The organism is Chitinophaga sp. Cy-1792 (assembly GCF_011752935.1).
Taxonomy (GTDB): domain Bacteria; phylum Bacteroidota; class Bacteroidia; order Chitinophagales; family Chitinophagaceae; genus Chitinophaga.
Window position 1 is genome coordinate 1,661,540 of record NZ_VWWO01000001.1, and the last position, 24,407, is coordinate 1,685,946.

The following is a 24,407-nucleotide window of genomic DNA, read 5'->3' on the forward strand; positions in this document are numbered from 1 at the left end:
GCTAAATGTTTTGTTAACGCGAGAATGACGGGGATGAAATGAATGCAGGTTTAAGGTATATAAATACTTTCGTTTATGCACTGCTTTCTAAGTAGTTATCAATGAAAATAATATTGCAAGAAAAATTTGTATATTCATTTATGATTTTTACCTTTGCTTGGTAAAAAACGGGTTATTAGTAAATTTTTAACAGTTTTTAAATAAAAAACAATTATGGCAAGCAAAAAGTACTTATTACTGGCAGGCGCTGTGAGTTTATTAGCCGCGTCTTCTGGTTTTGCACAAACTCAACCAACAGGCTATGATGCTCTGGATTCTTCCAAAGTTCCTAGCAAGAGATTGGTACAGCAAAATAACTTCATGAACCACACTTCCAACTTCCCTGCAAAACCAAGGGATATGTGGGAACTGGGTTTACACGGTGGTCTTCACCTGATTGACGGTACTGTACCTGCAAGACCAGGTTTCGGTGGTGGTGTATCCATTAGAAAATCTTTGGGTCACGTTTTCTCCCTGAGAGCTGAGTATACTGGTTCTTTCGACTACGGTCAAGACTACAAACTGCGTCCAGTGCCTTACACTGCTGATCCGGTTAACCCATGGACTAAGACTGCTGCTCTGAACGGCGGACAGATCATTCCTAACTACAAATCAGCTAACCACCAACTGTCTTTAGACGTGATCGCTTCTCTGAGCAACATCATGTTCTACAAAGCAGAACCTAAGGCTAACTGGTATGTACTCGCTGGTTACTCTATTGTAATGGCTGACGTTGACGTTGATGCGTTGGATGCTAATGGTAATGGTTACCAATACGATCCAGCTCGTCTGACCGGTAAACGTAAAGACATTAAAGATTACATCAAATCTGTACAGGATAAGAAATACGAGTCTAATGCTCCTGCTCAGGGTAACCGTATCGCAATCGGTCGTCATGATGACAACCAACTGCTGCGTCACGCTCTGGACCTCGGTACTGGTGTAGCGTTCAAAGTTTCTAAACGTTTCAACATCGGTATTGAAGAGAAAATCACCATGCCATTTGATGCTTACCTGGATGGTTATGCTGGCCCTGGTGGTTCTTCTAAAGATTTCTATTCTTACACTAACCTGCGTTTCAACTTCAACCTGGGTAACTCAGCTAAACGCGTTCAGCCATTATGGTGGATCAACCCACTGGAATACGCTTACAGCGAGCTGTCTAACCCACGTCACATGAAACTGCCAGTTCCAGTATTACCTGATGCTGATGGTGATGGTGTTACTGATCAGTTCGATCGTGAGCCTAACACTCCAGCTGGTGCACCAGTAGATTCACACGGTGTTGCTAAAGATACCGACGGTGATGGTGTTCCTGACTACAAAGACAAACAACTGATCACTCCTACTTACTGCCAGCCAGTTGACGCTGACGGTGTTGGTAAATGTCCAGATCCAGAGTGCTGCAAAGGCATCAAAAACACTGATTGCTCTAGCATCGTTCTGCCTTCTGTATCCTTCAAAGGTAACGCTACCAAAGTTGGTGCTGATCAAGAAGCTATCCTGTCTTCAGTAGCTGCTACCCTGAAATCTAACCCATCTTGCAACATCCTGGTTACCGGTCACGCTGGTGCTAAAGGTAAAAAAGGTGGTGTTGATCTGAGCAGCCGTCGTGTTGACGCAGTTATCGACTACCTGGCTGATAAACAAGGTATCGATCGCGGTCGCTTCATCAAACAAAACACTCCTGGTGAGTCTAGCACTGTTGATTTAGCTCCTGCTAACTAATATGTGTCTCTCCTAGAAGATAATACTAAAAAGTCCTCCTGCCGAAAGCGGAGGACTTTTTAGCTTTAACTCCGCTGTATAACTCCCCGCACTTCTTACACATTAAGTCCATATTTTTCCTTTCCTTGCTCCGTATTCCAAAATCATATAATTTTGGGGGCTTTTTTAACAAATTTCTTTCCAAGTGGGAATAAACATTAACAGGGTTTCCCTGGCTGGTTTAGTAGTAGCGCTCGGTATTATTTACGGCGATATCGGAACCTCACCGCTCTATGTATTCAAAGCCATAGTCGGCGGTAATCCCATCAGCGACCTACTTGTCATAGGTGGTATCTCTTGTATCATCTGGACACTTACACTGCAAACAACGATCAAATACGTTATTCTGACCCTCAGGGCCGATAATAAAGGTGAAGGCGGTATCTTCTCCCTTTATGCCCTCGTCAGACGTCATGCCAAATGGACCGTGATCTTTGGCATGATCGGTGGCGCTGCCCTCTTAGCAGATGGCATCATCACACCGCCCATTACCGTTACCTCAGCCATCGAAGGTCTGCGAACACTCGAACTGTTTAAAGACCTAAGCCAGCTAACCATTGTAAAAATCGTACTCACCATCATCACCGGGCTCTTCGTTATGCAGCAGTTCGGAACCGTATCCATAGGCCGTATGTTCGGCCCTATCATGGTACTATGGTTCTCTATGCTGGGCATCCTCGGGATCTCCCATATTGCTGATGATCTGAGCATCTTCAAGGCTTTCAGCCCGCATTATGCCATCGAATTACTGACCACCTACCCTAAAGGATTCCTGATCCTGGGTGCCGTATTTCTTTGTACCACAGGGGCCGAAGCACTATACTCCGACCTGGGACACTGCGGCCGTGGCAACATCCGCATTTCCTGGATCTTTGTAAAAACCTGCCTTATCCTGAACTACCTCGGACAAGGAGCATGGTTACTTACTCAGAAAGGTCAGATCATCCCTAAAGATCAGAACCCATTCTTTACCATTATGCCGGAATGGTTCATCATCTTTGGGGTTATAATAGCCACCATGGCATCTATCATAGCCAGCCAGGCACTCATTTCCGGCTCGTTCACCCTCATTGCCGAGGCTATGCGCCTCAATCTGTGGCCCAAAATGCGCGTGAACTATCCTACAGAAATGAGAGGCCAGCTCTATATTCCAGGTATCAACGTCATGCTGTTCCTGGGATGCACCGCCATCGTGCTGCTCTTCCAGGAATCATCCCATATGGAGGCTGCCTACGGGCTTTCCATTACCATCTGTATGCTGATGACCTCCTGTCTGTTCGCCTTCTACCTATATACCCGAAGGGTATGGGTCGGGTGGATACTACTATACCTGGTGGTCTATTTTACCATAGAATTCTCCTTCCTCTTCGCTAACCTGGTGAAATTCGCCCATGGCGGTTATGTTACAGTTATCGTTGCAGGAGCACTCTTTATGGTCATGATGGTATGGTTCAAATCCCGTAAGATCAAGAACAGGTACGTTGAATTTGTTCGCCTGGAAGACTACCTCCCTATCATTCAGGAGCTCAGTAATGATTCCACCATCCCTAAATATGCCACCCACCTGGTGTATATGAGCAGTGCCGATAACCCTAAGGAAATCGAGCATAAGATCATCTATTCCATCCTCAATAAAAAGCCGAAACGAGCGGATATCTACTGGTTTGTACACGTAGACGTAGTAGATGAGCCATATATGAGTGAATATAGCGTGCAAACGATCATCCCGAACGAAGTAATACGCGTCGAATTCCGCCTTGGTTTCAAAGTGGAACAGCGTATTAACCTGATGTTCAGGATGGTAGTGGAAGATATGGTGCGTAATAAGGAGGTGAACATCACCAGCCGTTATGAATCATTGAGCAAAAACAATGTGGTAGGTGACTTCCAGTTTATTGTGATGGAGAAATTCCTTTCCCATGATAATGACCTGCCATTATACGAGCGCATGATCATGAAAATGTACTTCTTCCTGAAGAAAATCAGTCTTTCAGAAGAAAGAGGCTTCGGACTGGACTCCAGCTATGTTACGATCGAGAAATACCCGCTGGTGGTAGCTCCGGTAACGAACCTGCAGTTAAAGCGTATCGTACCGAAGATTTAGCATTTCCGCCTGTCATATTTTTTTCTATATTTTGCCCAATATCCTGGAAAAACAGCAGTTTTTTTAAGATATTGGGCAAACTGTTTATGGCCATTCCGGTAAAATGAAGCCATAACGTGACAATGGAAATCTCTAATAATTAGTAATGGTGAACAAATTTTTTGGCGTGCTGCTCTTGCTGGCACTGCAACAAAACGCATGGGCGCAAAATCGCTTTGCTCCCGATTATAAAGACCTTCCGGATCCCCGCCCGGTAAATGAGGCCTCCTGGCAACCTTATGGCAATGCTTTACAAGTAGCCTTCGGCAATACTGATACCCGCTACGAGAAAAGAAATGCACCTGCTGCAGGTGATGTAACTGCCACCTGGACCGGCAATGCATGGAAAGGCGAAAGGGTACAAACACAATTGCTGATCTGGTCTGCAGCACCTGTTGCTCATCTCTCCGTAAAAATCCTCAGTCTTAAAAATCAATCATATAACTTCCCTGCAAACGCAGTGAAAGCGGGTTTTGTACGCTATGTGATGACCGATGAACTGAATAAAGACGGCAGCGGCTGTGGCTACAGAAAACCGGAGAACTTCGACTCATCGCTTGTTGCCGATGGCATCGACGCCATCGCGTCAGGTGCACTGGCAGCAAAAACAACGCAGCCAGTATGGATCACTATCCAGGTTCCGGAAAACACCCCTGCCGGTACCTATGAAGGTATCGTGGAGGTAAATGGTGATAAATCTACCACCAGACATAACTTCCAGCTGAAAGTAAGTAGCCGCACCTTAGCAGCTCCCGATAAATGGAAGTTCCACCTGGACCTCTGGCAGAGCCCGGATGCTGTGGCACGTATGTACAACGTGAAACCCTGGAGCAAAGAGCACTTTGAAGCCATGCGCCCGTATATGAAAATGCTGGCAGCTGCCGGACAAAAAGTAATTACCGCTACGCTGATCTATGACCCATGGAATGCACAGACAGAAGATATCTACAGCACCATGATCAAATGGACGAAGAAAAAGAATGGCAGCTGGACATACGACTACGGCATCTTTGACCAGTGGGTAACTTATATGATGGGCCTGGGTATCAAGGACGAAATCAACTGCTACAGTATGATTCCGTGGAACCTGAAGTTCCATTATTATGATGAGTCAGCCGCTAAGGATACCTTTATTATTGCCAAACCCGGTACACCTGAGTATACTGCACATTGGTTACCAATGCTGAAGGATTTCGTGAAGCACCTGAAAGCAAAAGGCTGGTATAACATCACGACTATCGCGATGGACGAGCGTCCGAGCAAGGACATGCAGGAAGCGCTGAAGGTGATCCGTACAGCAGATAAGGACTTCAAATTATCCCTGGCCGGTAGCTACCATGCACCGCTGGCTTATGAAATCTGGGATTACTGTATCGCCTCCGGTGAACAGTTTCCTGCTGATGTCATGAAAGAGCGTCTTAAAAAGGGCTGGCCTACCACCTTCTATACCTGTTGTACAGAAGGTTTTCCTAATACCTTTACCTTCTCACCTCCCGCAGAAGCGACCTTTATGGGTTGGTATGCCGCAGCGAAAGGTTATACCGGCTATTTACGCTGGGCTTTCAACAGCTGGGTGAAAAATCCGTTAACGGATAGCCGTTTCCGTAGCTGGGCAGCGGGTGATACCTACTTCATCTATCCTGGTCCGAGAACTTCCATCCGCTTTGAAAAACTGGTTGAAGGGGTACAGGATTTCGAGAAAATCAGGACTTTAAAGGCAGAATTTGAAAAAAATCATGATAATGCCAAACTGAACCAGCTGGAGGAGATCCTGCAATCTTTTGAGATCAACACTTTAAAAACAACGCCGGCTGCCAATATCGTCAATGCAGCGAAAGCTAAGCTGAACGCTTTGTAAACAAGTATTTCCGTTATAAAGGAATGGCTGTCTCTATGTATTGGAGACAGCCATTTTTTATTGTTATCAGTTGGGCAGATGAGGTAATAAAAAAATCCTCCGGGGAACCGGAGGATTTTCTTAACACAACTAAAAAACAATCAAATATTTCCGAAAGAGATATTTTATAATTCATCAATCGGGTTTTTTCCCATCTAAAAAGGTATTAATAGTATTTATTTCGGTTGGGTTGTTCTGGCCGGGTTCCCCGCTAACGGTGTAGTTAGAGTAGAACTGTTCGGCAGAGCCAGCGCCATTGTCCAGTGAAACATTACGGCGCATATAAGCAGGAACGTTTTCTATTTCTGCGTTATTGTCCATGTTTTTCACATTGAAGCTGATGCTGCGAAGTTTAGCCACACGTTCTGCCTGTTTGCGTTTTTGTTCTTCCAGATCTTCATATGTGCTATGCATAGGAACTTCTGGTGGCATTGGCGTATGGTTAAGCTCATCTTCTTTGTAGACCATTTTCATTTCCTGTGAAGGAGTGGTGCCTGGTTCTACATATATCTGATGTGCAGGACGGTTCATGTAGCTGTTGGTCATATTTCCCTGTGGCTGGATCACATTGATATTCTGTTGCTGTGCTGCAGGGAATTGTTGCAGGGGCTGTATTGGTTGTACAGGTTGCATTGGCTGTGCAGTCTGAACCGGCTGCTGAATAGGCTGTTCCTGAATTGGGTTGATGGGTGTCTGTTGAATATTCAGCACATAGTTCTGACGGGAAGGCGCGATAGGCGCCTGCTGGGCAGGTTGTGCAGCAGGTTGCTGGTAAGGCATCATTGGTTCGTTGTGGTTACCGGAAGGGTCCATCAGGCGTGGTGCCATGATATCCTGCGGTTCCTGGAACAATGATCCCTGGCTTTGTGCGAGGTTCATTTTTTTCTCATCACCATCTTTACCCAGTTGCATTACGATTTTAGGCTCTACTCTTTCAGGAGTGGAGGGTGTCATTTTCACCTGCTGGATGGGTTTTTGTTCGAACCCCGTAGCGATGATAGTAACGCCCAGGTTTCTGTCGAGTGCCTGATCGTAACCCACACCAAGGATAACGTCGCAATCCTCACCTGCCTGGCTTTGAACATAAGCCTGGATAATATCCATTTCATCGAGGGTGTGTTCGAATTCACCTTCGGAAGAAGAGATATTGATAAGGATCCATTTAGCACCACGGATATCGTTATCATTCAGGAGCGGAGAGGTGAGTGCATCTTCGATTGCGCGTTGGGCACGGTTTTCTCCTTCTGCGAGGGCAGAACCGAGGATAGCCACGCCACCGTTACGCATAACGGTGCATACATCGGCAAAGTCCACGTTGATCTGGCCGGTAGAATTGATAACGTCAGTGATACATTTAGCAGCGGTAGCGAGTACGTTATCTGCTTTTTCGAAGGCGGCCTTGAATTTCAGGTCGCCGAATTTCTGGCGTAGTTTATCATTAGAAATGATCAGGAGTGTATCCACGTATTCTTTCAAACGTGCGATACCTTCATCTGCCTGACCCATACGTTTTTTTCCTTCGTAAGAAAATGGGGTGGTAACAATACCAACGGTGAGGATACCCAGCTCTTTACATATCCGCGCGATGATAGGAGCGCCACCGGTTCCGGTACCGCCGCCCATACCTGCAGTGATGAAAGCCATTTTGGTGTTCACCTCCAGTATTTTTTTGATTTCTTCAAAGGACTCTTCTGTAGCCTGTTTGCCGATTTCGGGGTTAGCGCCGGCACCTAATCCTTGCGTGAGATGGGGACCCAGCTGGATTTTGTTGGGGACAGGACTATTAGCAATAGACTGCGCGTCTGTATTGCAGATAATAAAATTTACGCCATCAATGCGCTGGCTGTACATATGATTCACCGCATTGCTTCCGCCACCACCAATACCGATGACCTTGATGATAGAAGATTTTTCCTTAGGAAGATCAAAATGTATCATGACTCTGTCTCATTTATGGGTTAGTACGATTAATTAAAAATGAACTGCTAAGAATTAAGCCTGCTTTGTATTTTACTATGTTGTTACTATGGTTCATTTGTGCTTCATTAATATTAATCGATCTTAATTCTTATTAATTCAATTCGTATTTAGCTGGCGTTTTTGTTGGCAGTTCTTTATATATCAACAATTACGCCAGCAAATGTTTATAGTTTAGCGTCTTCTTCTTCAGTAAACATATCTATGATCTTTGTTTTCATCTTATCGAGGAAGTTTTTCAAAGATGCATTTCTTTCTTTAGCCTTTCTGTCCTGTATTTCCTGGGATGAAGGATGAGGTTCTTCTGTCCAGGTTTCTTCTTGTGCGGCCATTGTCTGAGCTGCCTGTTCTTTAGCCAGATAGCTCGTATTAATTTTCACATAGTTTTCTTCCAGGGCTTTACGATCATTTTCATAATCGTTGTAGCCTTTGAGGATCAGTCCAACGCAGGTAGCATACATTGGTTTTGTCAGCTCGTCGATATGTCCGCTGGCCAGATGTTCGTTAGGGAAACCAATGCGGGCGCTGACACCGGTGGTATATTCTGTCAGCTGAATCAGGTGTTTCAGCTGAGAACCCCCACCAGTAAGGATAATACCACCATTCAGCATTTTGTTATCCATTCCGATCTGTTTGAGGTGATATACTACGAAATCGAGTATTTCACTCATACGTGCCTGGATGATATGTGCCAGGTTTTTAACGGAGATTTCTTTGGGGCTTTGTCCGCGTAAACCAGGGATGGTGATATAAGCATTGGATTTGGCTTCATCAGCGAGTGCATAACCAAACTGTACTTTCATCTGTTCGGCCTGGGTTTTCAGTACACCCAGTCCATTTTTGATATCGTTGGTAATATTTTCACCACCATAAGGAATAACTGCAGTGTGTTTGAGTATACCTTCGTAGAACACGGCCAGATCAGTGGTACCACCACCAATATCTACGATGGCAACGCCGGCTTCAAAGTCCATGTCGCACATAACAGCAGCTGCAGAAGCCAGTGGCTGCAATACGAGGTCACGTATTTTCAGACCGGACTTTTCCACACTACGGTTAATATTACGAATGGCGTTTTTATCGCCGGTGATAATATGGAAGTTTGCACCCACCTTCACCCCCGACATACCAATGGGGTAGGTGATATTCTGCAGACTGTCCACAATGTATTGCTGCGGGATCACATCGATGATCTGATCGCTCGCGGGGATAACTGTTTTATACTGATCATTTATCAGCTGATCAATATCTTTTTGGGATATTTCCGCATCGGTATCGTTACGAACGATATCGCCGCGGGTTTGCAAACTTTTAATATGATGTCCGGCAATGCCTACATATACTTCGTTAATCTCCAGGTTGGGGTTGGATGCATAACAATTTTCCAGGGCCTGCCTGATTGCTTTTATCGTTTGGTCGATGTTCAGCACCATACCGTGCTGCACACCAAACGATGTGGCTTTACCGAATCCCAGGATTTCCAGTTTCCCGAATTCATTCTTCCTTCCTGCTATGGCAGCAATCTTCGTAGTGCCTATGTCGAGACCTACAATGATGGGAGCTTCCTGATTCATGGCGTGTTTTGTTTTTTTGATGTGTTAACAGATTTATTCCCTGGTTTATACACTGCTTTAGGTTGTTGTTGCTTAGGCTGAGCAGCACGCGGTTTCTCTTTTTCTTTCTCTTTCACGGGTTCTCTCTTTTTCGGAGTTTCCTTGTGGTTTTCAGCTTTGGCATTTGTTTTTGGTGCAGGCTTCGTGGCGGGTTTCGGGGCCGCTACTGTTTCTGCAGGCTTGCTTGTCGCATGTGAGGAGGAGTCATCCTCTTCATATGCCGGTACTTCGTCCGCACTTTCTACCTTCACACTATCAGTAGCAATCACTGGTTGTAATGGTGGTACACCATTCTTCCGGGTGCATACTACCTGGTCTTCAAAGGCAATGTTGATGCGGGAATATTTATCCCAGCCAACTTTATTCAACCCTTCTTTATAAAAAGCCAGGAGCTTGGTAAATTTTTTCTCAATGTCCGTTCCATCTCCGAAAGCTATCACCTGATCGCCCAGCTGAGGGATGAACTCAAACTTCCGATCTGGTGTAATCATCAGCTGTTCTACCTGTGCCATCCAAAATGGATCATTTACGATGTAGGTACCCATTTCTACAATCTGGGCGGCGAGCAGACTATCAGTTTTCTGCAGCTTTTCCGCATCTGTAGGGAAGCCTGTGAATACCGGTACTTTGGCGGCATATCTGGTGGAAACAGGAATTTTTTCGCTGGCTCCATCCAGGTAGAAACTGTTGCCGGAAAATGTAAACACCCGGGCAACAGGATCACGTTGGGTAATTTTGATGTTCAGGTTATGCTGATTATCAAAATAGAGCTCTGAATTTTTGACCCAGGGATCTGTGTCGATCAGATTTTCCAACTGTTTGATATCTATTTCCCCGATAGCTTTTCCAACGGGATTGATAGATTTATCTTTCGTGATCAGTGATTTGATATCTTTCGCTTCAATAAAAAACTTGTCATCTTCTCCCTGAAACTTCACTATTATCTTCTTACACCTGCTTTCGTCTTTTATATTTTTAGCGGCTACCATCAGTACAATAAAGCCTCCCAGTGCCATTGCCCATAGGGAAATGGTAAGGACTCTTTTCAATATGACGGTAGTTTTAGACATTCAGTTTATTTACTAAAAGCAATTATTGTACAATTTGTTTAATCGGTTCTCTCAGCTGATCGATATCGCCTGCTCCTGCGGTTATCAGTAACGGGCTTTTATTGTCTTTCAGCCATTGCAGCACTTCGTCTTTCTGCATGATGGTCACCGGTGCTGTCATCTTTTCAGCTATCAGTTCGCTGGTTACACCTGGTATAGGTAACTCGCGGGCCGGATAGATCGGTAACAGGATAACTTCATCTGCCAGTGAAAGACTTGCTGCAAAGCCATCTACCAGGTCACGGGTGCGGCTAAACAGGTGCGGCTGAAAAATTACCGTTGTCTTTCTTCCCGGAAACAGTGCTTTGGCGCTGGTGATCAGGGCTTTCAGCTCCTCCGGATGGTGTGCATAATCATCTACATACACCTGATGATCATTCTTTACCACATATTCAAATCTGCGCTTGATACCTTTGAAACTGGCTACTGCCGCACGGATTTTATCTCCGTCGATTCCCAGTATATGCGCTACCGTTACTGCTGCTATGGCGTTTTCCACATTATGCATACCGCCGATATGGAGTTCCAGGTTTTCTATCATCCAGTCCTGTTCGATCACATCGAAGATATAGCCACCGTTCTTCATCTGAATATTTGCAGCGTATGCATTGGCTGCATTATTCTGTAAACTGTAGCGTAATTTCTTTCCGGCATACAGCTCACTATCGCGGTGAAGGCCGAAATGAGCAATCAGCGTGCCATTTGGTTTAATATTGTGTGTATATTGAATAAAAGCTTCTTCCATTGCCTCCGGAGTGCCATAAATATCCAGGTGGTCTGCATCCATGGCAGTCAGCACAGCGATATCAGGACTTAATTTCAGGAAACTGCGGTCATATTCGTCAGCTTCAATCACCGCCACCTGTTTATCACTGCTCCAGAAATTTTTATTATAGTTGACACTAATTCCGCCGAGGAATGCGTTACAACCATAACCACTGTCTTTCAGGATATGTGCAATCATGGTGGAGATGGTCGTTTTGCCGTGCGTGCCTGCCACTGTAATGGCAAACAGGGTACGGGTGATCTCCTGTAATACATCGCTGCGTTTAACCACTTCGTAGTTGTTGTCGCGGTACCAGTTCAGCTCTGTATGAGCCGCTGGTATGGCCGGCGTATATACGACGAGGTTAGCATCTTTGTCCAGCAGACTGATATCATCTGAGTAATGGATTTTCATACCTTCTTCCTCCAGCTGTTTTGTCAACGCTGTTGCTGTACGATCATAGCCGCTCACTTTTACGCCCTTTTCGTTGAAATAGCGGGCAATGGCACTCATGCCAATACCACCGATTCCGATGAAATACACGCTATGTATGTTATTCAAATCCATAATGTCCTATAACTCCTGATATATACGTGATATATCTATTTTACTTTTTTGTTAGATGAGAAAATTTTTCTCATTTATGCAGATGATTAAATAATTGCCAGTACCTGGTGGGCAATATCCATATCTGCATTCGGATGTGCCAGTGTGGCAATGTTTTGTTCCATTTGCTGCATCAGTGCCTTGTTTTGCAAAAGACTGAAGAGCACATTCGGCAATTCTGTTCTCACGGCATCATCTTTAATGATCAGTCCTGCCTTTTTATTCACCAGGTTCATGGCGTTGGAGGTCTGATGGTCTTCCGCTGCAAACGGATAAGGCACAAAGATGACAGGTTTCTTCACCACACATAACTCCGCAATCGCGAGGGCTCCGGCTCTTGACAGTACTACATCTGCTGCTTTGTAGGCAAAGTCCATGACATTGATGAACTCGTGCACTTTTATATGCGATGCATAAGGAGCGGCTGCTGTAACGGCCATCTGATGAAACGGTTTTCCCGTCTGCCAGATCAGCTGGATATCTTTCTCTACCAATGTTGCCAGCAAAGGCTGTAATGCTTCATTGATCGATTTAGCGCCTAAGCTACCACCCACGGCAAAGATCGTTTGTTTCTCAGGCGACAGGCCGAAATATTTCACCGCGTCTTCCCTTGTAACGGCCGACTGTGTAATGTTATTTCGTACGGGGTTGCCCGTTAGTATAATTTTGTCTGCCGGGAAGAACTTATCCATCCCATCATATGCCACGCAGATTTTCTTTGCTTTCTTACCCAGGATTTTATTGGATTTTCCGGCAAAGGAATTCTGTTCCTGTATCAGCGAAGGGATCCCCATTTTCTGTGCTGCTCTCAGGATAGGAAAGCTGGCATATCCGCCAACACCTACTACTGCATCCGGTTTGAACTGTTTAATTATCGCTTTTGCATGTCTTAAACTTTTCCAGATTTTGAAAGGCAGCAGGATATTTTTGAAGATATTGCTTCTGTTAAATCCGGCTATTTCCAGTCCTTCGATAGGGTAGCCTGCCTGTGGCACTTTCTCCATTTCCATCTTGCCTACGGCGCCTACGAAAAGGATATTGGTATCCGGTTGAATTTTTTTCAACGCATTGGCAATAGCAATGGCCGGGAAGATATGTCCTCCGGTACCACCACCTGCTATGATAATATTGCGTTGCATCTACTGTTTTTATATGGATGTTAAAATAATATTGTTAAGCTGCAGCTTCATTCTGTGCTGCCATTACTTTCTCTAATCTTTCTCTTTCTGCCTGTTTACCTTCCATTTCTTCCACATTTCTGGCTACGCTGAGGATAATTCCAATGGCCAGACTGGTGAAGATCACGGAAGATCCGCCCATACTTACCAGTGGTAATGTTACCCCTGTAACCGGGAAGAGGTGTACGTTTACCGCCATATTGGTCAGTGCCTGGATAACCAGTGTTATACTGAGTCCTACGGCGAGGAATGCCCCGAAGGCGTACGGGCATTTCCGGTAGATACGTATACTTCGCAATAGCAGCACCATATAGCAGGCCAGTATCAGGAAGGCGCCAAACAGGCCATATTCTTCTATGATGGTTGCATAGATATAATCAGAATAGGCGTGTGGCAGGAAGTTACGCTGTGTACTGTTGCCCGGACCTTTTCCCAGCATACCTCCGCCTGCGATGGCGATGTTGGCCTGCTGTACCTGGTAAGGCACTTCGGTATGGTCGTCGTTCATGAAACTGTCGATACGCTTGGACCATGTTTTAGCGCGCATTTCCATGCCTGGTAATTTGGCGATGAGGAACATCAGTCCGATCATCACCACACCTGCTGCGATCATGGCTCCCAGGAAGCGTAGCGGTACCCTGCCGATAAAGAACAGGATCATACAGCTGGCGCCTAAGAGCAGTGCGGTACTCATATTGGCCGGCATAATCAGTACGCAGATCACGCCTACCGGGATGATGATAGGTAGAAATCCTTTACGGAAATCATCTATCACATGTTGAGATCTTGATAACTGCCTGCTTACATACATGAAGAGGGCCAGTTTAGCCACATCCGATGTCTGGAAGGTCAGGTTGATGATGGGTAAATGAATCCATCTGCTGGCGTCGTTGATATGTGATCCGAATGCCAGCGTATATACCAGCAGCGGGATAGATATCAGGAAGCCTATCTGTGCCACCCTTGAGTAAATGGTATAATTTACCCGGTGTGCAAAATAGATGATCAGCAGGCCCATCACCAATACGGAGAGCTGTTTTACGAGGTAATACTCTGTATGTCCGCCCTTTTCACGATATGCCAGTGATCCTGTAGCGCTATATACGGCCAAAAGACTCACCAGCGACAGGAAGATCACTATCGTCCAGATGACTTTATCACCTTTTGTTCTATATAGCAGATTCGTCATATTTTTTACAGCAATGCTGTTTATTTCGTTTATTCGTTACTGTTACAATACCTTTTTACCCATTATAACTCTCTGACAGCATCTTTAAACTGCCGGCCCCTGTCTTCATAATTTTTGAAGAGGTCGAAGCTGGCGCATGCCGGGGAGAGTAGTACAACATCCCCTTTATCTGCCAGTTTGAGTGCGGTTACCACCGCTTCTTTCATGCTGGTGGTGCTCACCATTACCGGTGTATCATTGGATAAAGCGTCTTCAATGGGTTTATTATCTATGCCGAGGCAAACGATCGCTTTCACTTTTTCCTGTACCAGGCTACGGATGGCGCCATAGTCATTACCTTTATCAACACCACCCATGATCAGTACGATTGGTTTTTCGATGCTTTCCAGCGCAAACCATACAGAGTTTACATTGGTCGCCTTACTGTCATTGATGAAATCCACCCCTTTGACTGTGGCCACATATTCCATTCTATGTTCCAGGCTTTTGAAGGAAGTGAGGCTCTCACGGATCTTTTCCTTACGGATATCCATTGTTTTGCCTGCGATTCCTGCTGCCATGGAGTTATAGAGGTTATGTTTTCCTTTCAGCGCGAGATCGTAAATAGAAACTATAACCGGGTCTTCGTCTACCTTTATATGCAACTGGTCGTTGTCGACATAGCCGCCGTTCTTCAGTCGTTTCATAATGGTAAAAGGTATTGATGTTGAATAAATGGGTTGCTGAGCCAGATGTTGCGTGATCTCAGGATCGTCCATGCAATAGATGAATTTGTCTTCTATTGTCTGGTTCATGGTGATTCTGAATTTGGAGGCTACATAGTTTTCCATTTTGTACTCGTAGCGATCCAGGTGATCAGGCGTAATGTTCAGCAGGATGGCCACATCGGGTTTAAATTCCTTTATGTCATCCAGCTGAAAGCTGCTAACTTCAATCACATAATACTCCGCTGGTGCGGTGGCCACCTGGCGGGCATAGCTGATACCGATATTTCCTACCATGGCCACATTATAACCTGCGGTTTTGAAGATGTGGTAGGTAAGTGCGGTAGTCGTGCTTTTGCCGTTGCTGCCAGTGATGGCAATAATCTTTTTACCCTTCGAAAAACGGTAGGCCAGCTCAATCTCAGAGATTACAGGTACGCCTTGTTCACGTACCTTTTTCATCAGTTCCGTTTTTTCAGGGATGCCGGGGCTTTTAACGATTTCGTCTGCACCAAGAATGATATCCCAGGAATGATGTTCCTCTTCGAATGGAATGTGGTTTACCGCCAGTTCCTGCTTATAAATGTCTTTGATTTTGCTCCCGTCAGACACAAAAACTTCATATCCCTGCTGTTTTCCCAGCAAGGCTGCTCCGATTCCGCTTTCTCCGGCTCCTAATATGATGAGTTTATGTGCCATTTCGTTTAGTCTTCTACGTTATTTTTAATTGTTAATTGTTGTTTATCTCATTTTCAGTGTTGCAATAGCGAATACCACACACATGATGGTAACGATCCAGAAGCGCACTGATATTTTACTTTCGTGATACCCTAATTTCTGGTAGTGGTGGTGCAGCGGTGACATCTTCAGTAAACGTCTTCCTTCACCATATTTCTTTTTAGTGTATTTAAAGTAAGATACCTGTACCATTACAGATACCAGTTCTACCAGGAATACACCACAGAAGATCGGTATCAGCAGCTCTTTACGAACGATGAAAGCCAGCGAGGCGATAATACCACCGATGGCCAGTGAGCCCGTATCTCCCATAAATACCTGCGCCGGGTAAGCGTTATACCAAAGGAACCCGACACATGCCCCTACGAATGCCGCAATGAAAATAGACAGCTCGCCGAGGTTCGGTATATACATTACATTCAGGTATTCTGCAAACTGGATATTACCTGACACATAGGCAAAAACACCAAGTCCCACGCCTATAATACCTGATACCCCCGTTGCTAGCCCATCAAGTCCGTCCGTTAGGTTGGCGCCGTTTGACACTGCCGTTATAACGAAGATCACAATGAGTATATAGATAGCCCAGGTATATTTTTCAGCACCAGGGATCCAGGAGATCAGTTTTGCGTAATTGAACTCATGGTTCTTTACAAAAGGAATGGTGGTGATCGGCGTTTTAACATCTGCAAAGCGTTGACCGTCGCGGGTTACACGCTCAGGATGGTTTTTTACGCGTCTTTCATAAGGAGCAATTTTATTGGCGCCCATTACCTCACGACTTACCACCACATCATTATTGAAGTAAAGCGTACAGCCTACAATCAGGCCCAGACCAATCTGTCCGAGGATTTTAAACCTGCCTGCCAGTCCTTCTTTATTCTTTTTAAATACTTTGATATAGTCGTCCAGGAAGCCGATTAATCCCAGCCATACGGTGCTGATCAGCATCAACCAGATATAAACATTTGCCACCTGTGCAAATAAAAGCGTAGGAATTACAATGGCAGAAAGAATGATGAGGCCTCCCATGGTAGGAGTACCTTTTTTGGAATTCTCTCCCTGCAGGCCCAGTTCACGGATAGTTTCACCGATCTGTTTGCGTTGCAGGAGTCTGATAATACGTTTACCTAAAAGCAGGGATATCACCAGCGACAGCAACAGGGCCATCGTTACACGGAAGGTGATATACTGGAACATACCACCACCAATGATGCTGATGTTGAATTGTGATTTCAGGTAATTTAAAAAATAATATAACATATATAGTTTTAGTCGTACCTGTTATGCGTTGCCATTGACCGCACAACCGGTGGTATTAAGTCATTGAGTTATTAAAATTGCTATCAACCGCACGTTGTCTCTTTCCTTATTTTTCCAGTTGCTGCATCATTTCATGCAATACCTGTTTATCATCGAACGGGTGTTTCACGCCGTGGATTTCCTGGTATTTTTCGTGTCCTTTACCGGCAACGAGAATGATATCTTCTTTACCGGCAAGGGCGATTGCTGTTCTTATCGCTTCTTTTCTGTCTACGATAGACAATGCTTTTTTACGAAGATGAACAGGTATACCTGCCTGCATCTGTTCGATGATGGCATTGGGATCTTCAGAGCGCGGGTTATCGGAAGTAAGGATCACGCGATCTGAACTTTCCACTGCCACATCAGCCATGATAGGGCGTTTGGCGGTATCTCTGTCGCCTCCGCAGCCAACAACGGTAATCAGTTGTTCATTGCCTTTGCGCAGGTTTTTAATGGTAGCCAGTACATTTTTCAGTGCATCCGGCGTATGAGCATAATCAACAATAGCGATGATCTGGTCTTTGTCGGAGATGAAGTAGTCGAATCTGCCTTCAGCGCCACGGATATCACTAAGTGCCTGCAATACGTCTGATTTATCCTGTCCGAGTAATACTGCCGCGCCATATACGGCGAGCAGGTTGTAGGCATTGAATTCACCGATGAGGCGGAAATGAACTTCCGTGTCGTCGATCATCATGATTAATCCTGTCAGGTTGTTTTCCAGGATTTTGCCTTTGAAGTCGGCCAGTGTATGCAGACTATAAGTTGCCTTTTTTGCTTTGGTATTTTGCAGCATGACGTTACCTCTTTTATCATCGAGGTTGGTGAGTGCAAAAGCCGAAGCTGGCAGGTTATCAAAGAACGATTTCTTTACGCGGATGTATTCGTCGAAGGTTTTATGGTAGTCCAGGTGATCATGTGTGATATTGCTGAACAGTCCGCCGGCGAAATGTAATCCTGCGATACGTTGCTGATGTATAGCGTGTGAGCTTACTTCAATGAAAGCGTAGGCGCAACCTTCGTTTACCATCTGGGCCAGCAGTGCGTTGAGACTGATAGGATCAGGGGTGGTATGCGTAGAAGGTATAACGGTATCGCCTATCTGGTTTTGTACAGTAGACAGTAGACCGCAGTGGTAGCCCAGTTTTGTAAAGAGGCGGAATAAGAGGGTAGCGATGGTTGTTTTACCATTGGTACCTGTTACGCCTACCAGTTTCAGGTGTTGCGACGGGTTATCATAGAAGTGACCTGCTATGATACCGCTGGCTGCGGCGCTGTCTTTCACCTGTACATAGGTGATATTGTCTGCCATTGTTTCGGGCAGATCTTCACAGATGACAGCGGTGGCACCCTGGCTGATGGCTTTCCCGATGAATTGGTGTCCATCAACGTGGACGCCTTTAACAGCGATGAAGGCATCATTTTTTCCGATTGCTCTTGAGTCAATAGCCAGCGCGTTCACGGGAATGTCAGTATTTCCGTGAACGGCCTGAATGCTTACGTTGTATAATATGTCGCGCAGCGTCTTCATCTAGCTCAGTTCTATTACGATAGTTTGTTCTGTTCCGATTTTTGTTCCGCCGGGGAGTGATTGTGTTTTCACTTTTCCGGCACCTTTGATGACAACACGGAGGCCTGCATTTTCGAGCAGGTACAGTGCGTCTTTGAGTCCCATTCCGGTAACATCCGGTACAGCGCCTTTAGGTTGGGCTACTGTTTCGAAGTTTACCTTTTTATTTTCCACATTGGCGCTTACCCAGGTGTTTCGGGCGGGGGTACTGGCTGCGGGGAGCTGGAGTGCAGAGAGGATGGTGTTCCAGTCTGCTCCTTTTCCGTTTTTCATGGCGATGGTAGAATCCAGTTGCAGGGTTGCCTGCATAGGGGATTGTTTTTCAACGGCCATGGCGAAGAGGCGGTCGGCCACTTCTCTGAACACAGGACCCGCCACACTGGCTCCATAGAAGCGCAGCGCATGCGGTTTATTTTTAATTACTACTACACAAGTATACTGGGGATCATTTGCCGGGAAATAACCTGCGAATGAAGCCTGGTATATTTTATCAGCATAGCCCCGGCTGCCGTTGGCAACGAGGGCTGTACCTGTTTTTCCTGCGAAGGTGTAGTATTGGCTCTGCAGTTTTCTGGCAGTGCCGTTGGTGACTACACCTGCGAGCATTTGCCGGACCTGGGAGAGTGTGCTTTTGGAGCATATGCTGTCCAGTACGACTGTTGGCTCAAATTGTTTGACTACCTGTCCGTATTCCATGATGGAGTTGACGAGGTAGGGTTTCATCATTTTCCCGTTGTTGGCTACAGCGTTGTAGAGCATGCATGTTTGCAGCGGGCTGACGAGTACTTCATAACCGAAGGCCATCCATGGGAGGGTGGTATTGGACCAGGTTCTGGAGTTGGTGTTTTTGATCACCGGGTGTCCTTCCCCTATGAGGTCTATACCTGTAATCTGGTCGAGCTTTAGTTTTTTCAGGTGGCCGACGAAATTATTCGGTTGTTTAGAATAGAATTGAACGGCGAGTTTGGCCATACCTACATTTGAACTGAGTTCGAATGCGTGTTTAACAGTTACGTTTTGCGGACCTGGGTGAGGTTCGGAGTCGAAAACTGTTCTGCGGCCTACTTTCCATTTACCGCCGTCCATGTTTACCATGGTATTCATGGTGGCGAATTTATCTTCCAGCACAGAGATGACGGTGGCCAGTTTAAAAACGGATCCTGGTTCACCTACCTGCAGTGCGTAGTTCATATCTTCCCAATAGCTGCCATCGGTGGCCTTTCCGAGGTTGGCGATGGCTTTTATTTTTCCTGTTTTCACTTCCATGAGGATACAGGTACCGTGTTCCGCTTCGTTTTGTGTCATCATGTTCATGAGTGCGGTTTCCACGATATCCTGCATATTCACGTCGATGGTGGTAACGATATCCCGGCCGTTTTCCGGTTCGATATCGTATCCTTCAACAGGAACATAGGTACCGCCGGCTATTCGTCTCATGAGACGTTTACCGGTGACACCTTTGAGGTAATCGTCGTAGGTTCTTTCGAGGCCTACGCTTTGTGAGTTGGCACGTGCCAGTCCGATGGTTCTGTTGGCGAGTAATTTAAAGGGGTTGATACGTTTGCTTTTTGTTTCAGCGATCATACCACCTTTATTTTTCCCTAGCCTGAACATGGGGAATTGGCGCATTGCCTGGTATTGGTTGAACGGTACATCTCTTTTAAGGAGGAAGTAGCGGTCTTTTGATTTATAGCCTTCTTTCAGCAGGTTTTTATATTCTGCGTCGGAGCGGTCATTAAACATTTGCGAGAGGCAGAGGGAGAGGGAGTCCAGGTTTTCGCGGAATACTCTTCCTTGTTTGTCTCTGAGTCCGTCGGCTGCAAAATCTATTCTGATATCGAAATAGGGGATAGAAGTTGAAAGCATTCTACCTTCTTCAGAATAGATGGTACCTCTGTCTGCGTCGAGGGCTACGTAGCGGGTATGCAGGCTGTCTGCGATACTGCGCCAGTAGGCACCCTGAACGTTCTGGATGTAAAAGATCTTAGCCAGGATAGCGACGCCGAACAGCGCCATGCCTATCAGGCACAGATACACTCGCCACAATATGTCTTTTTTTACATCCACTTTTTTGTTGTTTTTCTCCCTCAGTTAGGTGGGGGAGAGATATAAGGTATGATACCTGATACTGGCGGTTTTATTGAGATGCTTGCCATAAAAGTTTTACCAGCATCCCCGTCCGCAGCAGTTAGCGGGCGGGCAGTATCAGGTATCAAGGTGTTAATCATTTTTCGTTATTATTTTTCAGTACAATTTTTCGAGGCGGGGAGCTAAGTTGTTTTAGTCCCAGCTGTTCTACAGATTTACTGACTTCACTCATTTTGCTTCTGAACATGAGCTCACTCTTCACGTTGATGTATTCCCACTTGAGCTCTTTAATTTCTTTACTGAGCTGGTTGATGCGTCTGATTCGTTTTTCTGCGAGGTGGCTGTTGGCGATATAAACCAGCGCCAGGGCGGCGAGGAACAGGATACGGGGCATGTTCTGTACCAACATGGTGTAGTTGATACGGAGCCGCCATTCTTTTTTAGGTTCCGATAAGGGTGATTCTTCCGTTATCGGTTCTTCCTGAATTTTGTCGATAATTTCTTCCTCTGCCACGCTATGCTTTTTTAGAATTACGAAATTGGACAGACAATGATGCCATCAATAATCAGCAAGCAAATCACGGTGAATAGGAATGATAGGATCTGAGCCGGAGGGCCGTGCTACAGGTTCTTTTCGGCTACGCGCAGTTTTGCGCTTCTTGATCTGCTGTTGACTTTCAGTTCTGCGTCGCTGGCTGTAACCGGTTTTTTAGTAATTAATTTGAACAATTTAGGGGGTGTTACCTTACCAAACGGATCATCCTGTGCTTCCTCGAAACTGCCAGATTTCATAAAGTTTTTAACCAGTCTGTCTTCCAGCGAGTGGAAGGTGATGATAGCGAGACGTCCGCCAGGTTTGAGTACTTCGGCCGATTGGGCCAGTAAATCTTTCAGTGCGCCCAGTTCATCATTAACGGCTATACGCAGGGCCTGGAAAACCTGGGCCAGATATTTCTGCGGATTACCTTTTACGATAGGCTGTATTACAGATTTGAACTCTGCAATAGTGCGCATGGGGTGTGTTTTTCTGTTCTTCACGATGGTCTGTGCCAGTGTTTTGGAGTTTGTTACTTCTCCATATTCCTGGAACATGAGATGTAGTTTGGCTTCGGACCAGGTTGCCAGCAGCTGGGCTGCCGTAAAATCTGTTCTGGTGTCCATTCGCATGTCCAGATCACCGTCGAATCGGATACTGAAACCTCTTTCAGCGGTGTCGAACTGATGTGATGAAACGCCGAGATCGGCCAGTACACCGTCAACAAGTTCTGCTTTATGTAACCTCAGGAATCGTTGCATATGCCTGAAGTTCTGTTGTACAAAAGTTACGCGGTCGTCTATAATTCTGTTACGATAGGCATCCTCATCCTGATCAAATACTATCAGTCTGCCGTTTGCGTTCAGTTTCTCCAGTATGGCTCTTGAATGTCCTCCGCCTCCAAACGTTGCGTCCACATATGTCCCTGACGGATTAATGTTCAGCCCTTCCGTTGTTTCCTGCAGCAGAACGGGTAAATGATATTGCTGTTCGCCCATATGCTACAGATTTAAATTGTGATGTTGTTGTCTCCCCCTCCCATAACCTGTTGTGCCAAATCACTGAAGGCTCCTGGTGAGAAATTTTCAAAGAACTCCTGGTATTTACCACTGTCCCATATCTCGATTTTATTGGTGGCCGCAGCCAGTACGATATCTTTATCCAGACTAGCGTAAGAAAGCAGGTTTTTCGGAATTAACAGCCTTCCTGCGCTATCCAGCTCCAATATAGTTGCCCCGTTAAGAAAATAGCGTCTGAACTCTCTTACCTTCGGATCAAAATCATTCAGTTTACCGATTCGCTCAAAAATGGGCTGCCATTCATTCATCGGATACAGGGACAAACATTTCTCAAACCCTCGGTTAATCACAAACTGTCCCCCGGCACTTTCATGTAGCTGCTTTTTGAATCCGGCAGGTAATAGAAAGCGCCCTTTTGCGTCCAGCGTTGCTTCGTATTCACCGAGAAAACCAGTCATACCATGGGGTAAAGTCCTTGAAATCCATTTTCTAACACAAAATAACACTTTTTCCCACTTTTTAACGAAAAAATGCTTACGAAATTTTATCCACAGGATTTAATCCATACAGAAACCGCGTTTGACAGGCTTTTGTGATTAGGAATGTGCATTAACTGTGCATATATGTGGATAATATGTTAATATTATCCTGGTGTGTGTTCGCAACAGGTGAATAGCGCCACAGACTTATACTTTCTCATTTTCAGCCCAGTGGGAATTTTTATTCTGATCCGGATTTATATGTTCTCGAATTTTATAATTTGTGCCCTCATCATCAACCTATTTTTATCATTCAAAAAAAATATTTGAAATATTTCAATTCTTTTATTATCAAATTATTATTTCCACCCCCTCCTTTTCATCCATCCGTCGATATAATCGGCTCTTTTGCAAAATTTTAACAGCATCGGAAATCTCTCTGCCTTACATTTACATTTAATTCTTAATTTTGCCACTCTTTTTATGCAGAAATTTTTATTGTACATTAGTGTCCTTACAATTGCTGTCGTATCATTCTCCTCCTGTAACAATGAGTTACGAAGGATAGAAAAAAGCAATAACTTTGAAAAGAAGCTGGCCTACGCCGATAAAATGTACCAGAAAAAAAAGTACAATACCGCGGCTACTCTATATGCTGACCTCATGCAGGTCTATAAAGGCACCGATAAATTCGAAGGACTCTACTACAATATGTCTTACTGCTCCTATTACGTGAAAGACTACGTTCAGGCAGCTTTTAACTTTAAAAACTACCTCGACCTCTTCCCGAATAGCCCCAGAGCTGTAGAAGTAGACTATATGCAGGCATACTGCTATTATAAACAGTCGCCCAAGGTGTCACTCGACCAGACAAACACCATGAAGGCCATAGCCGCCATGCAGACTTTTATCAATAACTACCCTACTTCTCCTAAAGTAGCTGAAGCTAACCTGGTTATTGAGCTCTGCCGCAGAAAACTCGAACTGAAAGAATTTAACGCAGCCGAACTCTATTATAACCTCGGTTACTTTAAAGCCGCCGGGATCGCCTTCAAAGGACTGATGCGCAACTACCCGGACTCCGATAAAAGCGATGGTTACAAAATAATGGCCATCAGAGCTTATTATCAATATGCCAAAAATAGCGTACCAGACAGGCAGAAAGAACGCTATGAGACTGTGCTCACCGAATATCTTGACTTCGCTGACCACTATCCAAATAGTAAACTGAAGCCTGAAGCCGAAAAATTTTATACCTTAGCGCAATCAAACATTAAAACTCTGGAAAATGAGCAAAATAAAGCGAAGTCTAACCAGTAGCCTTAATCCTTGGGTAGAAACTAAAAATACTACCGATATTAAGAACAGAACTGGTAATTTATATGAGTCTATTGCCGTGATAGCCAAACGCGCCAATCAGATCAATATTTCCGTGAAAGAGGAGCTCCATTCCAAACTGGAAGAGTTTGCAAGTCATACCGACAACCTCGAGGAAGTACACGAAAACAAAGAACAAATCGAAATTTCCCGTTTCTACGAAAGAATGGCAAATCCTGCTATTCAGGCAACGCAGGAATTCCTCGATAATAAAATTTATTTCCGCAAGAACGACGATGATCTGTTCTCCTAAGTCCCCGGCTCACTTTATTTTGTGAACACAGGCTTTTGCGAAAAATAAAATATTA

18 protein-coding genes are annotated in these 24,407 nt (G+C 45.1%); 5 read left to right on the forward strand and 13 right to left on the reverse strand.

Annotated elements, in window-relative coordinates:
• Positions 1-360: 360 nt before the first annotated feature.
• The 3 genes from F3J22_RS06845 (at position 361) to F3J22_RS06855 (ending at position 5,807) form a co-directional block, all read left to right on the forward strand.
• Positions 361-1,767, forward strand: coding sequence for an OmpA family protein (locus tag F3J22_RS06845; protein WP_167015579.1), 1,407 nt, complete (start codon positions 361-363; stop codon positions 1,765-1,767).
• A 184-nt stretch (positions 1,768-1,951) separates the two neighbouring features.
• Positions 1,952-3,910, forward strand: coding sequence for a KUP/HAK/KT family potassium transporter (locus tag F3J22_RS06850; protein ID WP_167015581.1), 1,959 nt, complete (start codon positions 1,952-1,954; stop codon positions 3,908-3,910).
• Between the two features lie 145 nt (positions 3,911-4,055).
• A complete protein-coding gene (locus F3J22_RS06855) occupies positions 4,056-5,807 on the forward strand; it encodes a DUF4091 domain-containing protein (protein WP_167015583.1) in 1,752 nt (583 codons plus the stop codon).
• A gap of 174 nt (positions 5,808-5,981) precedes the next feature.
• Here the strand turns inward: F3J22_RS06855 and ftsZ are convergent, their stop codons facing one another.
• The 13 genes from ftsZ to mraZ all read right to left on the reverse strand — a co-directional run bounded on the left by ftsZ (position 5,982) and on the right by mraZ (position 22,701).
• Positions 5,982-7,784 carry a cell division protein FtsZ gene (gene ftsZ, locus F3J22_RS06860; RefSeq protein WP_167015585.1) on the reverse strand — a complete coding sequence of 601 codons (1,803 nt, stop codon included), beginning with the start codon at positions 7,782-7,784 and terminating at the stop codon, positions 5,982-5,984.
• A 206-nt stretch (positions 7,785-7,990) separates the two neighbouring features.
• Complete coding sequence (gene ftsA / locus F3J22_RS06865; protein WP_167015586.1) at positions 7,991-9,397, reverse strand: cell division protein FtsA; 1,407 nt, start codon at positions 9,395-9,397, stop codon at positions 7,991-7,993.
• Entirely contained in the window at positions 9,394-10,506 is a 1,113-nt protein-coding gene (locus F3J22_RS06870; RefSeq protein ID WP_167015587.1) for a cell division protein FtsQ/DivIB, read from the reverse strand. Before F3J22_RS06870 ends, ftsA begins: the two co-directional genes overlap by 4 nt.
• Before the next feature lie 22 nt (positions 10,507-10,528).
• Positions 10,529-11,878, reverse strand: coding sequence for a UDP-N-acetylmuramate--L-alanine ligase (gene murC / locus F3J22_RS06875; protein WP_167015588.1), 1,350 nt, complete (start codon positions 11,876-11,878; stop codon positions 10,529-10,531).
• An 86-nt stretch (positions 11,879-11,964) separates the two neighbouring features.
• Complete coding sequence (gene murG / locus F3J22_RS06880; RefSeq protein WP_167015589.1) at positions 11,965-13,056, reverse strand: undecaprenyldiphospho-muramoylpentapeptide beta-N-acetylglucosaminyltransferase; 1,092 nt, start codon at positions 13,054-13,056, stop codon at positions 11,965-11,967.
• A 34-nt stretch (positions 13,057-13,090) separates the two neighbouring features.
• Entirely contained in the window at positions 13,091-14,284 is a 1,194-nt protein-coding gene (locus tag F3J22_RS06885) for an FtsW/RodA/SpoVE family cell cycle protein (RefSeq protein ID WP_167015590.1), read from the reverse strand.
• 62 nt (positions 14,285-14,346) lie between these two features.
• Positions 14,347-15,687 carry a UDP-N-acetylmuramoyl-L-alanine--D-glutamate ligase gene (murD, locus tag F3J22_RS06890; protein WP_167015591.1) on the reverse strand — a complete coding sequence of 447 codons (1,341 nt, stop codon included), beginning with the start codon at positions 15,685-15,687 and terminating at the stop codon, positions 14,347-14,349.
• A 42-nt stretch (positions 15,688-15,729) separates the two neighbouring features.
• Positions 15,730-16,989, reverse strand: coding sequence for a phospho-N-acetylmuramoyl-pentapeptide-transferase (gene mraY, locus F3J22_RS06895; protein ID WP_167015592.1), 1,260 nt, complete (start codon positions 16,987-16,989; stop codon positions 15,730-15,732).
• 106 nt (positions 16,990-17,095) lie between these two features.
• A complete protein-coding gene (locus F3J22_RS06900; RefSeq protein WP_167015593.1) occupies positions 17,096-18,562 on the reverse strand; it encodes a UDP-N-acetylmuramoyl-L-alanyl-D-glutamate--2,6-diaminopimelate ligase in 1,467 nt (488 codons plus the stop codon).
• Positions 18,563-20,638, reverse strand: coding sequence for a penicillin-binding protein (locus F3J22_RS06905; protein ID WP_370459419.1), 2,076 nt, complete (start codon positions 20,636-20,638; stop codon positions 18,563-18,565).
• A gap of 187 nt (positions 20,639-20,825) precedes the next feature.
• Positions 20,826-21,203, reverse strand: coding sequence for an FtsL-like putative cell division protein (locus tag F3J22_RS06910; protein WP_167015595.1), 378 nt, complete (start codon positions 21,201-21,203; stop codon positions 20,826-20,828).
• 107 nt (positions 21,204-21,310) lie between these two features.
• Positions 21,311-22,222 (reverse strand): 16S rRNA (cytosine(1402)-N(4))-methyltransferase RsmH, encoded by a 912-nt coding sequence (rsmH, locus tag F3J22_RS06915; RefSeq protein ID WP_167015597.1) that lies wholly within the window; start codon positions 22,220-22,222, stop codon positions 21,311-21,313.
• A gap of 11 nt (positions 22,223-22,233) precedes the next feature.
• The gene (gene mraZ, locus F3J22_RS06920) at positions 22,234-22,701 is read right to left on the reverse strand and encodes a division/cell wall cluster transcriptional repressor MraZ (RefSeq protein ID WP_167015599.1); all 468 of its coding nucleotides are present in this window, start codon (positions 22,699-22,701) and stop codon (positions 22,234-22,236) included.
• A gap of 504 nt (positions 22,702-23,205) precedes the next feature.
• On the opposite strand from mraZ, the gene F3J22_RS06925 reads away from it, so the two are divergent.
• Together F3J22_RS06925 and F3J22_RS06930 are read left to right on the forward strand one after the other, a co-directional pair.
• Positions 23,206-24,042 carry an outer membrane protein assembly factor BamD gene (locus tag F3J22_RS06925; protein WP_167015601.1) on the forward strand — a complete coding sequence of 279 codons (837 nt, stop codon included), beginning with the start codon at positions 23,206-23,208 and terminating at the stop codon, positions 24,040-24,042.
• Positions 24,011-24,352, forward strand: coding sequence for a DNA-directed RNA polymerase subunit omega (locus F3J22_RS06930; RefSeq protein WP_111595172.1), 342 nt, complete (start codon positions 24,011-24,013; stop codon positions 24,350-24,352). The genes F3J22_RS06925 and F3J22_RS06930 overlap by 32 nt, the downstream gene beginning before the upstream one ends.
• Positions 24,353-24,407 lie beyond the last annotated feature (55 nt).

Coding starts and splice junctions, on each gene's coding strand:
- F3J22_RS06845 (WP_167015579.1), top strand. CDS start 361: ATGAACCACACTTCCAACTTCCCTGCAAAACCAAGGGATATGTGGGAA.
- F3J22_RS06855 (WP_167015583.1), top strand. CDS start 4,056: ATGGTGAACAAATTTTTTGGCGTGCTGCTCTTGCTGGCACTGCAACAA.
- ftsZ (WP_167015585.1), bottom strand. CDS start 7,784: ATGATACATTTTGATCTTCCTAAGGAAAAATCTTCTATCATCAAGGTC.
- ftsA (WP_167015586.1), bottom strand. CDS start 9,397: ATGAATCAGGAAGCTCCCATCATTGTAGGTCTCGACATAGGCACTACG.
- F3J22_RS06870 (WP_167015587.1), bottom strand. CDS start 10,506: ATGTCTAAAACTACCGTCATATTGAAAAGAGTCCTTACCATTTCCCTA.
- murC (WP_167015588.1), bottom strand. CDS start 11,878: ATGGATTTGAATAACATACATAGCGTGTATTTCATCGGAATCGGTGGT.
- murG (WP_167015589.1), bottom strand. CDS start 13,056: ATGCAACGCAATATTATCATAGCAGGTGGTGGTACCGGAGGACATATC.
- F3J22_RS06885 (WP_167015590.1), bottom strand. CDS start 14,284: ATGACGAATCTGCTATATAGAACAAAAGGTGATAAAGTCATCTGGACG.
- murD (WP_167015591.1), bottom strand. CDS start 15,687: ATGGCACATAAACTCATCATATTAGGAGCCGGAGAAAGCGGAATCGGA.
- mraY (WP_167015592.1), bottom strand. CDS start 16,989: ATGTTATATTATTTTTTAAATTACCTGAAATCACAATTCAACATCAGC.
- F3J22_RS06900 (WP_167015593.1), bottom strand. CDS start 18,562: ATGAAGACGCTGCGCGACATATTATACAACGTAAGCATTCAGGCCGTT.
- rsmH (WP_167015597.1), bottom strand. CDS start 22,222: ATGGGCGAACAGCAATATCATTTACCCGTTCTGCTGCAGGAAACAACG.
- mraZ (WP_167015599.1), bottom strand. CDS start 22,701: ATGACTGGTTTTCTCGGTGAATACGAAGCAACGCTGGACGCAAAAGGG.
- F3J22_RS06925 (WP_167015601.1), top strand. CDS start 23,206: ATGCAGAAATTTTTATTGTACATTAGTGTCCTTACAATTGCTGTCGTA.
- F3J22_RS06930 (WP_111595172.1), top strand. CDS start 24,011: ATGAGCAAAATAAAGCGAAGTCTAACCAGTAGCCTTAATCCTTGGGTA.